This is a genomic window from Streptomyces sp. HB132 (assembly GCF_016909575.1).
In the GTDB taxonomy this organism is placed as follows: domain Bacteria; phylum Actinomycetota; class Actinomycetes; order Streptomycetales; family Streptomycetaceae; genus Streptomyces.
In genome coordinates this window covers 43,589-58,327 of sequence record NZ_JAFBGA010000002.1, presented here as the reverse complement: position 1 = coordinate 58,327, position 14,739 = coordinate 43,589, and the positions used below count along the sequence as shown (strand labels likewise).

The window sequence follows — 14,739 nt, the reverse complement described above, 5'->3', positions numbered from 1 at the left end:
CGGGAACCCTCGTGGCGTTCGGGCCGTTGGAGCCTTCGAAGACGGGTTTGTCGTACCTCCCCTGCGGTCACGGGTGACAATGCTGGGGTACCGTCCGAAGAACAGTCTTTTCTCACAGCAGCATTTACCTACGGGCAGGAGGGACGGGGCGACTTCGCTCCGTATGGATGGACGTGAAGCGATACTTCCGTGGGCCGGTCATGTGGATCGTGCTGGCCGTCCTCGCCGTGGTCGTGTTGATGCAGGTCGTCGGCTCGTCCGGCGGCTACAAGACGGTGGACACCGGCAAGGTGATCCAGGCGATCAGCAAGAACCAGGTGGAGCAGGCCAAGCTGACCACCGGTGACGAACAGATCCTGAAGATCGAGCTGAAGGACAAGCAGAAGCTCAAGGGCGAGTCCGGCAGCAAGTTCCAGGCGAGCTACATCGGGAACCAGGGCGTCGAGCTTGCCGACACGCTGCAGAAGAAGTTCGAGAGCGGTGACATCGAGAAGGGTTACACCGTCTCGCCGTCGAAGCAGTCCCCGTTCGTCTCGATCCTTCTGACGCTGCTGCCCTTCGTCCTGATCGTGATCGTGTTCCTGTTTCTGATGAATCAGATGCAGGGTGGCGGTTCGAAGGTCATGCAGTTCGGCAAGTCCAAGGCCAAGCTGATCACCAAGGACACGCCGAAGACGACGTTCGCCGATGTGGCGGGGTCGGACGAGGCCGTCGAAGAACTGTACGAGATCAAGGAATTCCTCCAGGAGCCGGCGAAGTTCCAGGCCGTCGGCGCCAAGATCCCCAAGGGTGTCCTGCTGTACGGGCCGCCCGGTACGGGTAAGACGCTGCTCGCTCGCGCCGTCGCAGGCGAGGCGGGCGTCCCGTTCTACTCGATCTCCGGGTCCGACTTCGTCGAGATGTTCGTCGGTGTCGGTGCCTCCCGTGTCCGTGACCTCTTCGAGCAGGCCAAGGCGAACGCCCCGGCGATCGTCTTCGTCGACGAGATCGACGCCGTCGGCCGGCACCGCGGTGCCGGTATGGGCGGTGGCCACGACGAGCGCGAGCAGACGCTCAACCAGCTGCTCGTCGAGATGGACGGCTTCGACGTGAAGGGCGGCGTCATCCTGATCGCCGCCACGAACCGGCCGGACATCCTGGACCCGGCGCTGCTGCGCCCGGGACGCTTCGACCGGCAAATCGCGGTCGACCGCCCGGACATGCAGGGCCGCCTCGAGATCCTCAAGGTGCACCAGAAGGGCAAGCCCGTCGCGGAGGACGTCGACCTCAACGCGGTCGCCCGTCGTACGCCCGGCTTCACCGGTGCCGACCTGTCGAACGTGCTGAACGAAGCGGCGCTCCTCACGGCGCGCAGCAACAAGAAGCTGATCGACAACCACATGCTCGACGAGGCCATCGACCGCGTCGTGGCGGGACCGCAGAAGCGGACCCGGATCATGTCCGAGAAGGAGAAGAAGATCACCGCGTACCACGAGGGCGGACACGCCCTGGTCGCGGCGGCCTCACCTCAGTCGGACCCGGTCCACAAGATCACGATTCTCTCCCGCGGCCGTGCCCTCGGTTACACGATGGTGCTCCCGGAAGAGGACAAGTACTCCACGACGCGTAACGAGATGCTCGACCAGCTGGCGTACATGCTGGGCGGGCGCGCGGCCGAGGAGCTGGTCTTCCACGACCCGACGACCGGTGCTGCGAACGACATCGAGAAGGCCACCGCCACGGCCCGCGCGATGGTCACGCAGTACGGCATGACCGAGCGCCTGGGTGCGATCAAGTTCGGTGGAGACAACACCGAGCCGTTCGTGGGCCGGGAGATGGGCCATCAGCGCGACTACTCGGAAGAGGTCGCGGCGCTCGTCGACGAAGAGGTCAAGAAGCTCATCGAGACCGCGCACAACGACGCGTGGGAAATCCTCGTCGAGAACCGCGACATCCTCGACGCCCTGGTCCTCGAGCTCCTCGAGAAGGAGACGCTCGGCAAGGAGCAGATCGCCGAGATTTTCGCCCCGATCGTGAAGCGTCCGGCCCGCCCGGCGTGGACCGGATCCGCCCGGCGTACACCGTCGACGCGTCCGCCTGTGCTCTCTCCGAAGGAGCTCGCCCTCACCAACGGCTCTGCCAATGGCTCGGGTACTCCGGAGATCGCGCCGACCGACATCGACATCACGAAGAAGACCGGTACCTCCACGGAGGCGCTCCCCGAGGATCGCCCCGAGAGCTAGGTCCCCTGACCGATCCGGTGTGGCCCCTGTCACGGGGCTACGACCAGGCCCGGAATGGATGCCGCGCCCCCCAGGTTCTAGCCTGTGGGGGCGCGGCTTTTTCGTATGCCTGCGTTGTGCCTGCCGTACTCCGTAGGGCCGGGCGGGTCCGCGCATGTGACTGCACAGAGGAACGAGGCACAGATGACCGACCCGGTGACGCTCGACGGGCAGGGTTCGATCGGCGTATTCGATGCGAAGCGGGCCGAGTCCGCCGTGAGGGAGCTTCTTCTCGCTGTCGGGGAGGACCCCGACCGTGAGGGGCTGCGCGAGACCCCGGGCCGTGTGGCACGTGCTTACCAGGAGATATTCGCCGGCCTCCACCAGGAGCCGGAGGACGTCCTGACGACGACGTTCGACCTCGGCCACGACGAGATGGTCCTGGTCAAGGACATCGAGGTGTTCAGCACCTGTGAGCACCACCTGGTGCCGTTCCACGGTGTCGCGCACGTCGGCTACATCCCGGCGACCAGCGGCAAGATCACGGGGCTGTCGAAGCTGGCCCGACTGGTCGACGTGTACGCCCGGCGGCCGCAGGTCCAGGAGCGGCTGACCACGCAGATCGCCGACTCGCTCATGTCGATCCTGGAGCCTCGCGGTGTCATCGTCGTCGTCGAGTGCGAGCACATGTGCATGTCGATGCGAGGTATCCGTAAGCCCGGAGCCAAGACCATCACGTCCGCGGTCCGCGGCCAGCTGCGTGATCCGGCCACCCGTGCCGAGGCCATGAGCCTCATCATGGCGCGTTAGCCGACGCCGAAACGGGCTGAGATGGCCCGGGCCCGGCGCGACGGCGACGAGTCCGGGCGACGAGTCCGGGCGACGGGGGAGTGCGACCCCCGGCGAACACGGACGCGGCCGTCCGGCCGGATTCACCAGGAGAGCCGTCCTGCGCCCGTCCGGTGCGTGCGGGGCCTTCAGGTTCAGGCGGCCTGGGCCCTGTTCCGATCGTCGTCGCCGTCGTCCGGGAGCTTGCAGACCCGCTCGAGGAAGAACGCCGCGGCGATGACCGCGATGCCGGCCAGGACCGCGAAGCCGGCGTAGATGGCCTGATCCCGCCGGGGCGGTACGTCGAGGGAGCCGAGCAGGAAGACGCCCGTGCCGCCGTACATCCCCGCGACCAGAGCGGTGACGAGCGCACTGGCCTGGCCGAAGACCAGGGCGCGCGCCGCCATCATCGGCTCCACGCCCTTCGCTCCGGGGCGACGTTCCCGCTGGGCGCGCAACCGGGACCGGATCGACAGCGCCGTGGCGAGCAGGACGGCGGCGATCACGGCCAGCACGACGGGCGCGGCGAGCGGCACGCTCGGCAGCGTCCCCAGCGAGTTCCAGAGGCGGGCGGCGCCCCAGGACAGCACGCCGGCTCCGGCGAAGAGTCCGGCCAGGAGGCCGAGCCGTAGTTGCTTCACCGAGAGTGCCGCCCTTCGTCGCCGTTGCCCGTGCCGCTCGCCCGGGTGGTTCGCCCGTAGCCGGGGGTCCTTGAGCCTAACGACTACTCGGGCAGACGAAGTTCCAGGTCGGGCCGGACGAGCACACCCTCGCGGCCGACACCGGTCAGCAGGTCGGCGACGGGGCCGGCGCCGGGCAGTTGGGCCTCCGGGTCCAGGTCGTGCCAGGGGGCGAGCACGAAGGCGCGCTCGCGGGCTCGCGGGTGCGGGAGGGTCAGCAGGGGGTCGTCGGAGACCACCTCGGCGTACGACACGATGTCGACGTCGAGGGTGCGGGGGCCCCAGCGCTCCTCGCGGACACGGTCGAAGGCCTCCTCGATGGCCTGGCCGCGCTCCAGCAGGGACGAAGGGGGCAGGGTCGTCTTCACGACGATCACCGCGTTGAAATACGACGGCTGGGAGCCGGCCTCGACGCCCCAGGGCTCCGTCTCGTAGACCGGGGAGACCGCTTTGACCCGGAGGCCGGGGGTGTCCTCCAGGGCGTCGACCGCGCCCTGGAGCGTCTCCAGCCGGTTGCCCAGGTTGGAGCCCAGGGAGATCACGGCGAGTTTGGGGTTGGAGAGGGTGATGTCTGCCGCGTCGACCTGCTCGACCACGGCGGCGGGAACCGGCTGTACGGTCGGGTCGCTCTGCCCCTCGGCGGAAAATGCGGTCATGCTCGGCTCCGGGTGATGGTGATGGTCACGTCGTCGAAGGGAACGGTGATCGGGGCGTCCGGCTTGTGGACGACGACCTCGACCTCCTCGACCCCGTCGTGCTTGAGACATTGCTGCGCGATGCGTTCCGCGAGGGTCTCGATCAGGTCGACCGGCTCGCCCCGGACGACACCGACCACCTCTTCCGCGACCACGCCGTAGTGAACGGTCTTCGACAGGTCGTCGGCGGCTGCCGCGGGGCGGGTGTCGAGGCCGAGCACCAGGTCCACGATGAAGGTCTGGCCCTCTTCCCGTTCCCTGGGGAAGACACCGTGGTGCCCACGGGCCTTGAGGCCGCGCAGCGCGACACGATCCACGCGAATCACTCCTGCTGTTCGTCGTCTCTGGAGGCACCTGACCGCGTGCGGGCGGAGAAGTGCCGTCTTTCGAATCTACCCGCGTGCAAGGACAGCTCCCGCCCGCGGGGGCGCGCGGGAGCGCCCGGCAGGGGGTGGGCCGCGTATACCCCGTGATCGGGGCGCCCAATCCCCCGGGCCGGCGCCGTCCGCTCAGACGGTCGGCTCCTCGTCCTCCTCGTCACCGGTTTCGGCCAGTACGGGGGACCCGTGGTGCGACCAGAGCTTCCAGCCCTCAGGTGTGCGCCGGAACACGTTGGTGGCCACGACGAGCTGGCCGACCAGTGGGCCGAGTGCGTTGCCCTCCTCCGCTGGGCCACCGCTGAGGATGTTCTCGGTGCAGGTCACCAGGGCGGTGTCGCCGGTCATCGAGACGCCGACATCGGTGAGGAAGAACTGGATGTACTCGGTGTTCGCCATGATCAGCGCGTAGCTCCGCATCACCTCGCCGCGGCCCGTGAGCACCGGCCAGCCCGGGTGGACGCAGGAGACGGTGAGGTCCTCTCCGGGCAGCCACAGGCCGGAGAGCGCGTCGAAGTCGCCGCGCTCCAGCGCTTCGTAGAAGGCGGTGTTGGCCTGCTCGACCGCGGCGATGTCGGCGGCGGCCTCCTCGTGCTCGTCGCGCGCGGCGCTCACGCCGCTCCCTCGACGGCGCGGGCGACCCGCACCGCGTCGGCCGTGGGCCGTACCGCGTGCACCCGGACCGCCCACGCGCCGGCGGCGGCGGAGAGGGCGGAGACCGCGGCCGTCGCGGCGTCCCGCTCGCGGGCGGGCGGCGGGGCCTCGCCCTCGCCCGCCAGGACATGGCCGAGGAAGCGCTTGCGGGAGGCGGCCACGAGCAGCGGTCTGCCCAGGGAGTGAAGCCGGTCGAGGTGCGCGACCAGGGCGAGGTCCTGGGCGGCGTTCTTGGCGAAGCCGAGCCCCGGGTCGATCACGAGCTTCTCGGGGTCCACCCCGCCCTCGATCACGGCCTCCACGCGCTCCCGGAGTTCCGCGACGACATCGCCGACGACGTCGTCGTACACCGCGCGGCTGTTCATCGACTCGCTGAAACCACGCCAGTGCATGACGACGAACGGCACTCCCGCGTCCGCGACGACCGGGATCATGCCCGGGTCGGCGAGGCCGCCGCTCACGTCGTTGACCAGGGCCGCACCGGCGGCGACCGCGTGTTCGGCCACGACGGCCCGCATGGTGTCGACGGAGACGGTGACGCCCTCGGAGACCAGCCCCCGCACGACGGGGATCACCCGTCGCAGCTCCTCGGCCTCGTCCACTCTGCTCGCGCCGGGGCGGGTCGACTCGCCGCCGACGTCGATCAGGTCCGCGCCTTCGTCCATCAGTTCGAGGCCGTGCTTGATCGCTGCCGTGGTGTCGAACCAGTGGCCGCCGTCGGAGAAGGAGTCGGGCGTCACATTGACGACTCCCATGACCGCACAGCGGTCCCACTCCGGCAGACCCCGCACCGTGCCCCGTCCTCGCAACGTACTCATGCGACCAGCCTAAGGCGCTCCACGGGAAGCCCGCCGCCGTGAGCCCACCGCCCGGGATCCCCGCGCACCGCGTTCAGCCGGACGGACGGTACGGCCGCCCCGCCGGCGGAGCGATGGGGCGTCAGTGCGGGCCGACACCCGCCACGGTCTCCACAGCGACCTCGGCGCGCGGCACGTCCTGTGCGTCCGCGTCGATCGAGCGGCGCAGTGCCTCGTGGAGCCGGGCAGGCGTCAGCACGCCCAGGAAGCGGCCGGTGCCCTCCTCGTCGATGACGGCGATCCAGCCCGCGTCGTGCTGCAGCATCGTGGCGAAGGCCTGCTTCAGCGGAGCCCCCAGCGGAAGCCACGCCTCCATGCGCCGGGCGTGCTCACGGACCGTGCCCCCGGCCGTCGGCGCGTCGTCCGCCGGGATCCAGCCGTGCAGCTGGTCCCGGCCGTCCAGGACGACCGCCCAGCGCGCGCCGTCGGCCCGCAGCCGCTCGGTCGCCTTCGCCAGGGGGTCGTCGAGATGGACGACCGGCGGCTGGTCCAGGTCGCTCTCCTCGATGGGGGTGACCGAGAGCCGCTTGAGACCCCGGTCCGCCCCGACGAAGTCGGCGACGTACGGAGTCGCCGGAGCCCCGAGCACCGTGGCCGGACTGTCGAACTGTTCGATGCGGCCGTGCCCGTACACGGCGATCCGGTCGCCGAGCCGGACGGCCTCCTCGATGTCATGGGTGACGAACAACACGGTCTTGCGGACCTGCGCCTGCAGTTTCAGGAATTCGTTCTGCAGCCTTTCCCGCACGACCGGATCGACGGCGCCGAAAGGTTCGTCCATCAGCAGAACCGGCGGGTCGGCGGCCAGGGCACGTGCCACGCCGACCCGTTGGCGCTGACCGCCGGAAAGCTGCTCGGGATAGCGGCCGCCATAAACGGACGGGTCCAGTCCGACGAGGTCGAGCAGTTCGGCGGCGCGCTTCCTGCCCTTTTCCCGTCCCCAGCCCAGGAGATGGGGAACGGTAGCCGTGTTCTCCAGGACCGTCTTGTGCGGGAAGAGCCCTACCTGCTGGATCACGTAGCCGATACGGCGGCGGAGCCGGACGGGGTCGATGGCGGATATGTCGTCCCCGTCGAGGAATATCCGGCCGTCGGTCGGTTCGATCAGGCGGTTCACCATTTTCATGGTGGTCGTCTTGCCGCAGCCGGAAGGCCCCACGAGCGTGACCAGTTCACCCTCGGAGACCTCGAAGGAAAGGTCGTCGACGGCGGTGGTGCCGTCCGCGTACCGCTTGGTGACGTGCTCGAAACGGATCATGATTCCCCATTGTGGCGCGGGCTCTGTGAAGGCCATGTTGCCGGAATAAGACAGCCTCGGCGATTGTCGGTGGTCGAGGATAGGGTCACCCAGGACCACAACCGGATCGGCATCGCGAAGGCAACAGGAGGTGGGGGCGGATGGCCGAGCAGAACTGCCTGGTGACGAACGACTGGATCTGCGGAGAGTATCTGCGCTCCCGCAGCGCCGAGTTGACCGAAGCGACCGTCCAGCACATCTGGATCACGGTGGCTTCCGTGCTGATAGGGCTGGCCGTGGCATTCCCGCTCGCGCTGCTCGCCCGCCGGGGCCGGCATTTCGCGGGCCCGGTGCTGGGCCTGACCACCGTGCTCTACACCGTGCCGTCGCTGGCGATGTTCTCGCTGCTGCTGCCGCTCTTCGGGCTGTCCGCGGCGCTCGTCGTCACCGGACTGGTGCTCTACTCGCTGACCATCCTCGTCCGGAACATCCTGGCGGGACTCGAAGCGGTCCCGCAGGAGTCCAGGGAGGCCGCGAAGGGCATGGGGTACGGGCCCGTACGGCTCCTCTGGGAGGTCGAGCTCCCGCTCGCCCTGCCCGCCCTGATGGCGGGGCTGCGGATCGCCACGGTGTCGACGGTCGCGCTGACCACGGTCGGCTCCCTCGTCGGCAAGGGCGGCCTCGGCAACCTCATCGAGGACGCGCTGCCGAGCTTCTTCAAGGCCCAGGTACTCACCGCTTCCGTGCTCTGCGTGCTGCTCGCGGTGGCCGCCGACCTGCTGCTCCTCGGCGTGCAACGCCTGCTCACGCCCTGGACCCGGATACGGACGCCCGCCGGGGCGCCGGCCGTGGCGGGCATCGCGAAGACGGAGGCCGGCTGACCCATGGGAGTCGTCGAAGAGGCATGGGTCTGGCTCACCACCGGAGCCAACTGGTCGGGGGACGGCGGGGCGGGACACCGGCTGGCCGAGCACCTCTACGTCAGTGGGACAGCCCTCGCGGTGGCCTGCGTCATCGCCCTGCCCGTCGCGCTGTATCTCGGACACGTGGGCAAGGGGGGCGCGCTCGCCGTCAACCTCTCCAACGTGGGCCGGGCGGTCCCGGTGTTCGCGGTGCTGGCGCTGTTCATGATGACGCCCCTGCGCAACTCCGGCTATCTGCCCACGGTCATCGCGCTTGTGCTCTTCGCGGTCCCCCCGTTGCTGACCAACGCCTACGTCGGGATGACGGAGGTGGACCGGTCGGTGCTGGAGGCCGCACGGGGGATGGGGATGTCCGGCGCCCAGCTCTTCCTGAGGGTCGAGCTCCCCCTCGCCTACCCGATGATCATGACCGGTCTCCGGTCCGCCGCCGTACAGGTGATCGCCACCGCCTCGATCGCGGCGATGGTCGGCCTCGGGGGCCTCGGCCGGATCATCACCGCCGGATTCAACACCTACGACACCGCCCAGGTCTTCGCCGGCGCCGTACTGGTCGCCCTCCTGGCCCTGGTGGTGGAGGGCGTTCTCGTGGCGCTCGACCGGCTGCTGTCGCCCCTGCGCCGCCGCCGGACCGTATGAACGCGCCGACTTCTCGCACAGTGCACACCATTTTTTTCGCGGACGGAGAACAACATGAGCAGGACCTCGCGCATAGCGGGTGCGGTCATCGGAGCGGTCGCGCTGGCAGGATCGCTCGCCGCGTGTGGCGGCGACAGCCTGGAGAAGGAGAAGGGCGGCTCGGACACGGGTGCCGGCGCCGACTCCAAGAAGGGCTCGCTCGTCGTGGGCGCAGCCGGCTTCACCGAGTCCAAGGTGCTCGCCGAGCTGTACGCCCAGGTCCTGGGCGACGCCGGATACGACACCTCGGTCACCACGGTCAAGAACCGCGAGCTGTACGAGCCGTCGCTGGAGAAGGGCGAGATCGACGTCGTCCCGGAATACGCGGCGACCCTCGCCGAATTCCTCAACGCCAAGGTCAACGGAGCGGAGGACGCGGCGAAGAAGCCGGTCGCCTCGGGAGACGTGACGGCCACCGTCACAGCTCTGGAGAAGCTCGCCACCCCGCTCGGACTGAAGGTCCTTCCGGCGGGCAAGGCGGTCGACCAGAACGCCTTCGCGGTGTCGAAGGAATTCGCCGACAAGAACAGTCTCACGACGCTTTCCGATCTCGGCGCCTCGAAGATCAAGGTGAAGATCGCGGCGGGCGACGAATGCGAGGTGCGCCCGTTCTGCGCGCCCGGGCTGAAGAAGACGTACGGCATCGACGTCACCGGGATCGATCCCAAGGGTGTCGGCACGCCGCAGTCGAAGCAGGCCGTCAAGGACGGCAAGGACCAACTGGTCCTCACCACCACCACGGACGCCGTGCTCGACTCCTACGGGCTGGTGTTCCTGGAGGACGACAAGAAGCTGCAGAACGCGGACAACGTCCTTCCGGTGCTCAATGCCGAGGACGCGGGCGCTCCGGAGATCGCCGAGGCGCTCGGGAAGCTCACCGACGCGCTCACCACGGAGGACCTCGCGGAACTGAACCGCAAGGTCGACGCGGAGCGCGCCAAGCCCGCGGACGCGGCTGGGGAGTATCTCCGGTCGAAGGGCCTGATCAAGAAGTAAAAAGGCGTACCGGAGGGTCACTTGAGAGGCCGCCAGGTAACCGGCGGGGAACAGATTGCCGGGCGGCCTCCCACGTGACCCGTACGCACGGTAAATTTCGGGCCATGCCACGAGGACGCCACCGCCATTCGCCGCCCCTTCACAGAATCCTGCCCCCCGCCGTGGTGGCCGGAGTTCCGGTCGTCTGCGCCGCCGGCGCCTGGCTCCTCGCGGATCCCCTGCCCCTGCGCGCCCTCGTCGCCGTGACCGCGGCCGCCGCCGTCACCGGCGCCTGGATGATGCGCAGCTGGGACCGGGCCGCCGGGCTGCGCGTCGCGGAGCTGACCCGTGCCCGGGCCGGCGACGAGTGGAAGACCGAGGAGCGCATAGCCGAACTCGAGACGGACCTCGAGGAATCACGGGAATTGCGCACCCGGCTGGAGACCAAGCTGCGCCGCAAGCGGGTGGAGCTCGCCGGGCTGCGGGGCGAACACGCCGCGCTGCTGCGCCGGTACGCCAACGCCGAGACGGAGCGGGCCAGCGCGCTGGAGGGCCGCAGGCAGCTCGCCATCGAGGCGTCCGCCCCGCGCGAACTCCTGCCCGCGCGGTCCACTCCGACGCCGGGCGCGTATCTTCGGGCCGCCCATGCCCTGCGTGACCTGAGCCGCAACGCCGCGCTCCAGGAGGCGCGCCGCACGGCCCAGGCGGCCCGGCAGCGCGACATCGCCGAGCGGTCCGCCGAACGGGACCCGGAGGGCGACGGCCCGAAGGGGAAGCACGCGGCGGTCGCCGGAGCGGGTGATCTCCGGCACCGCCGTCAGCAGACCGCCCTCACCGCGCCGAAGCTGTCCCCCGTGCGCCCGCCCCGTGCCGTCGCCGCGGCATCAGCCGTCGTCCCGTACGCCGCCGCGCGCCGTCATCTCGTCCCGCAGGGCAGCTTCGACTTCTTCGGCACGCAGAAGGCGGACGCCGCGATCGAGTCCGTGCAGAACGAGGACCTCGCGGACGTGGTGGGCGAGGAGGCGCTGGCGGCGCACCGCACGGGCGCGGCCGAGAACCGCGCCGTCGGCAAGGTCATCGATCTGACGGCGCACGACGAGACCGAGCAGCTGGACGTCGTCGAACTGCGGAGTGCGGTCTCGTCGTAGACGCACGGCCCTGGGCGGGCCGTGGGCCGGGGCTACTTGTCGATGTCCCCGACGACGAAGAAGAGCGAGCCCAGGATCGCCACCATGTCGGCGACGAGCGTCCCCGGCAGGAGCTCCGTGAGTGCCTGGATGTTGTTGAACGAGGCGGAGCGCAGCTTCAGCCGGTACGGGGTCTTCTCGCCCGTCGACACCAGGTAGTAGCCGTTGACGCCCAGCGGGTTCTCGGTCCACGCGTAGGTGTGGCCCTCAGGGGCCTTGAGCACCTTCGGCAGGCGCTGGTTGATGGGCCCGGGCTCCAGCCCCGCCATCCGGTCCAGGCAGGCGTCGGCGAGGTCCAGCGCGTTGTGCGTCTGCTCCAGCAGGCACTCGAAGCGGGCCAGGCAGTCGCCCTCGGTCCGGGTGACGACCTGGAGGGTGTCCTGGAGTTCTCCGTACGCGAGATACGGCTCGTCGCGCCGCAGGTCGAAGTCGACGCCGGAGGCCCGGGCGATCGGCCCGGACACCCCGTACGCGTGCACGGCCTCGGGGGACAGGACGCCCACCCCGCGGGTGCGGCCCCGGAAGATCTCGTTGCCGAGCACCAGCCGGTCGTACACGTCCATCCGTGAGCGCACCGACGCCACGGCGTCCCCGGCCCGGCCGAGCCAGCCCGCCGGCAGGTCCTCCTTGAGGCCGCCGACCCGGTTGAACATGTAGTGCATCCGGCCGCCGGAGACCTCCTCCATGACGGCCTGGAGTTCCTCGCGCTCCCGGAACGCGTGGAACATCGGGGTGATCCCACCGAGTTCGAGCGGGTAGGAGCCGAGGAACATCAGATGGTTGAGGACCCGGTTCAGCTCCGCCAGCAGCGTCCTCGTCCAGACGGCGCGCTCGGGGACCTCCATGCCGAGCATCCGCTCGACGGCCATGACCACGCCGAGCTCGTTGGAGAACGCCGACAGCCAGTCGTGGCGGTTGGCGAGCATGATGATCTGCCGGTAGTCCCTGGCCTCGAAGAGCTTCTCGGCGCCTCGGTGCATGTAGCCGATGACGGGCTCGGCCTGCTGGATCCGCTCCCCGTCCAGGACGAGCTTCAGGCGGAGCACACCGTGGGTGGAGGGGTGCTGAGGACCGATGTTCAGCACCATGTCGGTGCTCTCCGCCGCGCCGCCGATGCCGATCGTCGTCTCCGTCATGCCGGACAGTATCCCCCCTCACGGTCCGGGACCCGATGCCGCAGCCAGCCGAAGTCGCCCAGCCCGCCCCGCGCCGTGAGCTCCGCGGCCTCCCCGGCCGACGCGAGCGCCCGCACATAGCCGGCGGGATCGGCCGACGCCTGTGCCAGCGGCGGGCGTTCGCCGCTGACGCCCAGTTCCCGCAGCGCCGTCCGCTGGTCCAGGAGCCCGTCCACGCCGTCCGCGGCCGCCGCGCAGGCGTCGAGCGCCACGTGCGAGGTCAGGTCGCAGCTCCCGTCGGGGACGGGCGGCACCTCACGGCCGGCACGGAACCCGGTCAGTGTCCCGAACGGCGGCCGGGCCGCCCGCACATGCGCGTAGTCCACCGCCACCGCGGTCCCGCCCGCCAGCGAGGCGACGGCCCGTGCCCAGGCCTCGTCGCGGGGCCGGCCGATCTCCGCGCGGTCACCGGGCCGGGACAGCGGCCACCAGCGGCTCAGCCACCGGGCGTCCGCCCCGGTCACCGGCTCACCGAGCCGCTCTGCGCCGTCCGCCCTCCGTACGAGGACGTAGCGGGCAACCCCGTCCGCGTCGGCCACCGCGATGTCCGTCGGGACGTTGTCCAGCCACTCGTTGGCGAACAGCAGTCCCCGCACGCCATGCGGGAGTTCGGCACACCACTCGACGGCCGGGTCCAGGCCCGGCGGGCGCGGTGCGAGCTCCACGGCGTACGGCCGTACGGTGAGGCCGGGGGCCAGGGACCCGTCCCGCAGCGCCGCGAGCACTCCGGTCAGCAGCTCGCCGCGGCCCGCGCCCACGTCCACCAGGGCGACCGTGTCCGTACCCAGCTCCCGCGCCGTGCCGGCCAGCAGCCGGGCGACCGCGGTGGCGAACAGCGGGGAGGCGTGCACCGAGGTGCGGAAATGGCCCCCGGGGCCTTCGGGGCGGAGGTAGAACCCCTCTTCCCCGTACAAAGCGGTCTCGGCGGCTTCCCGCCAGCGGCACCAGTCATCCGTCACGTGGGCAAGTCTCCACCTTGGGGAGTACGGTCCCAGGACCCGGATCGAACCTTCGGCTGACCCGGGCACCGATCAGGTGTCCCTACGCTGGGTGACGTGCAGCGCTTCTACGATTTCATCCGCAGACACCCGACGGGCGTCGACATCCTCTGGGCTGTCCTCCTCCTCGGGTTCTCCGGCGTGTCCATCGTGACCGACCAGGCCGGTGTCGGGCTGGAGCGCGTCGCCGCGGTGCCGATCGCCGTCGGTCTGTCCGTCGTGGTCGCGCTGCGCCGCCGAGTGCCGGAGAGGATGCTGCTGCTCGCGATCGTGATGGGTCTCGTGCAGCTGCTGCTCGGAGTGCGGCCGGACGTGGCGGACTTCGCCATGCTGGTGATCACGTACACCGTGGCCACGGTGGGGGAGCGCTGGGCGTCCCGGCTCGCCCTCGGATGCAGCCTGGTCGCGGCGGGGGTCTCACGTCTGCGCTGGCCCGACGACGCGCCCTACGGCGGCTGGGCGCAGACGCTGGGCTACGTCGTCATCATGACCGTGCCCTTCGTCCTGGCCTGGGTGCTCGGCGACTCCATACGCACCCGGCGGGCCTACTTCAGTCAGCTGGAGGAGCGGGCCGCCCGGCTGGAGCGGGAGCGCGAGGCGCAGTCGAAGGTCGCCGTGGCCGCCGAACGGGCCCGTATCGCCCGCGAACTGCACGACGTCGTCGCGCACAACGTCTCGGTGATGGTGGTCCAGGCGGACGGAGCCGCGTATGTCATGGACTCGTCCCCCGACCAGGCCCGGCAGGCGCTGGAGACGATCTCCGGCACCGGCCGCCAGGCACTCGCCGAGATGCGCCGGCTTCTGGGTGTGCTGAGGACCGGCGATGCCGAGGAGAGCGGGGAGTACGTCCCCCAGCCCGACGTCCAGCAGATCGAGGAACTCGTCGACAAGGTCAGGGAGACCGGCCTCGTGGTCGACTTCAGGATCGAGGGCACTCCGCGTCCACTGCCGAGCGGGGTCGAGCTGACCGCGTACCGCATCGTCCAGGAGGCGCTCACCAACACCCGGAAGCACGGCGGCCCGGACGCCGGCGCGAGCGTACGGCTGGTCTACTTCGACGACGGGCTGGGCCTCCTGGTCGAGGACGACGGCCGCGGCTCACCGCACGAGCTCTACGAGGACGGCGGGGCCGACGGTGCGGGACAGGGGATGATCGGCATGCGCGAGCGGGTCGGCATGGTCGGCGGCACGCTGGACGCGGGCCCGCGCCAGGGCGGCGGCTTCCGGATCAGCGCCCTGCTTCCGCTCAAGCCGGCCAACCAGTGACCGAAGGACGG

At 70.2% G+C, this 14,739-nt stretch carries 15 protein-coding genes; 7 read left to right on the top strand and 8 right to left on the bottom strand.

The features are described 5' to 3' along the window. The first annotated feature begins 167 nt into the window (after positions 1-167). The gene (gene ftsH, locus JOC24_RS04630) at positions 168-2,222 is read left to right on the top strand and encodes an ATP-dependent zinc metalloprotease FtsH (RefSeq protein WP_205018821.1); all 2,055 of its coding nucleotides are present in this window, start codon (positions 168-170) and stop codon (positions 2,220-2,222) included. 183 nt (positions 2,223-2,405) lie between these two features. After that, positions 2,406-3,011 (top strand): GTP cyclohydrolase I FolE, encoded by a 606-nt coding sequence (gene folE / locus JOC24_RS04625; protein WP_205018820.1) that lies wholly within the window; start codon positions 2,406-2,408, stop codon positions 3,009-3,011. A gap of 173 nt (positions 3,012-3,184) precedes the next feature. Here the strand turns inward: folE and JOC24_RS04620 are convergent, their stop codons facing one another. From JOC24_RS04620 to JOC24_RS04595, 6 genes are all read right to left on the bottom strand, one after another. Next, positions 3,185-3,670 (bottom strand): DUF3180 domain-containing protein, encoded by a 486-nt coding sequence (locus JOC24_RS04620; protein WP_205018819.1) that lies wholly within the window; start codon positions 3,668-3,670, stop codon positions 3,185-3,187. A gap of 83 nt (positions 3,671-3,753) precedes the next feature. Continuing rightward, a complete protein-coding gene (folK, locus tag JOC24_RS04615; RefSeq protein WP_205018818.1) occupies positions 3,754-4,365 on the bottom strand; it encodes a 2-amino-4-hydroxy-6-hydroxymethyldihydropteridine diphosphokinase in 612 nt (203 codons plus the stop codon). Beyond that, positions 4,362-4,721, bottom strand: a complete 360-nt coding sequence (folB, locus tag JOC24_RS04610) for a dihydroneopterin aldolase (protein WP_205018817.1) — start codon at positions 4,719-4,721, stop codon at positions 4,362-4,364. The genes folK and folB overlap by 4 nt, the downstream gene beginning before the upstream one ends. A gap of 192 nt (positions 4,722-4,913) precedes the next feature. Next, positions 4,914-5,396 carry a nuclear transport factor 2 family protein gene (locus tag JOC24_RS04605; protein WP_205018816.1) on the bottom strand — a complete coding sequence of 161 codons (483 nt, stop codon included), beginning with the start codon at positions 5,394-5,396 and terminating at the stop codon, positions 4,914-4,916. After that, complete coding sequence (folP, locus tag JOC24_RS04600) at positions 5,393-6,253, bottom strand: dihydropteroate synthase (RefSeq protein WP_205018815.1); 861 nt, start codon at positions 6,251-6,253, stop codon at positions 5,393-5,395. The genes JOC24_RS04605 and folP overlap by 4 nt, the downstream gene beginning before the upstream one ends. A gap of 121 nt (positions 6,254-6,374) precedes the next feature. After that, positions 6,375-7,550 (bottom strand): betaine/proline/choline family ABC transporter ATP-binding protein, encoded by a 1,176-nt coding sequence (locus JOC24_RS04595; RefSeq protein ID WP_205018814.1) that lies wholly within the window; start codon positions 7,548-7,550, stop codon positions 6,375-6,377. A 140-nt stretch (positions 7,551-7,690) separates the two neighbouring features. On the opposite strand from JOC24_RS04595, the gene JOC24_RS04590 reads away from it, so the two are divergent. The 4 genes from JOC24_RS04590 (at position 7,691) to JOC24_RS04575 (ending at position 11,250) form a co-directional block, all read left to right on the top strand. Further along, positions 7,691-8,410 (top strand): ABC transporter permease, encoded by a 720-nt coding sequence (locus JOC24_RS04590; protein WP_205018813.1) that lies wholly within the window; start codon positions 7,691-7,693, stop codon positions 8,408-8,410. 3 nt (positions 8,411-8,413) lie between these two features. After that, on the top strand, positions 8,414-9,088 hold the full coding sequence (locus tag JOC24_RS04585) for an ABC transporter permease (RefSeq protein ID WP_205018812.1): 675 nt from the start codon (positions 8,414-8,416) through the stop codon (positions 9,086-9,088). A gap of 54 nt (positions 9,089-9,142) precedes the next feature. Continuing rightward, complete coding sequence (locus JOC24_RS04580) at positions 9,143-10,123, top strand: ABC transporter substrate-binding protein (protein WP_205018811.1); 981 nt, start codon at positions 9,143-9,145, stop codon at positions 10,121-10,123. A 104-nt stretch (positions 10,124-10,227) separates the two neighbouring features. After that, a complete protein-coding gene (locus tag JOC24_RS04575; protein ID WP_205018810.1) occupies positions 10,228-11,250 on the top strand; it encodes a hypothetical protein in 1,023 nt (340 codons plus the stop codon). A 32-nt stretch (positions 11,251-11,282) separates the two neighbouring features. Here the strand turns inward: JOC24_RS04575 and JOC24_RS04570 are convergent, their stop codons facing one another. Further along, entirely contained in the window at positions 11,283-12,425 is a 1,143-nt protein-coding gene (locus JOC24_RS04570; RefSeq protein ID WP_205018809.1) for an NADH-quinone oxidoreductase subunit D, read from the bottom strand. Further along, the gene (locus tag JOC24_RS04565; protein ID WP_205018808.1) at positions 12,422-13,423 is read right to left on the bottom strand and encodes an SAM-dependent methyltransferase; all 1,002 of its coding nucleotides are present in this window, start codon (positions 13,421-13,423) and stop codon (positions 12,422-12,424) included. Before JOC24_RS04565 ends, JOC24_RS04570 begins: the two co-directional genes overlap by 4 nt. A 96-nt stretch (positions 13,424-13,519) precedes the next feature. On the opposite strand from JOC24_RS04565, the gene JOC24_RS04560 reads away from it, so the two are divergent. Continuing rightward, positions 13,520-14,728 (top strand): sensor histidine kinase, encoded by a 1,209-nt coding sequence (locus JOC24_RS04560; protein ID WP_205018807.1) that lies wholly within the window; start codon positions 13,520-13,522, stop codon positions 14,726-14,728. Positions 14,729-14,739 lie beyond the last annotated feature (11 nt).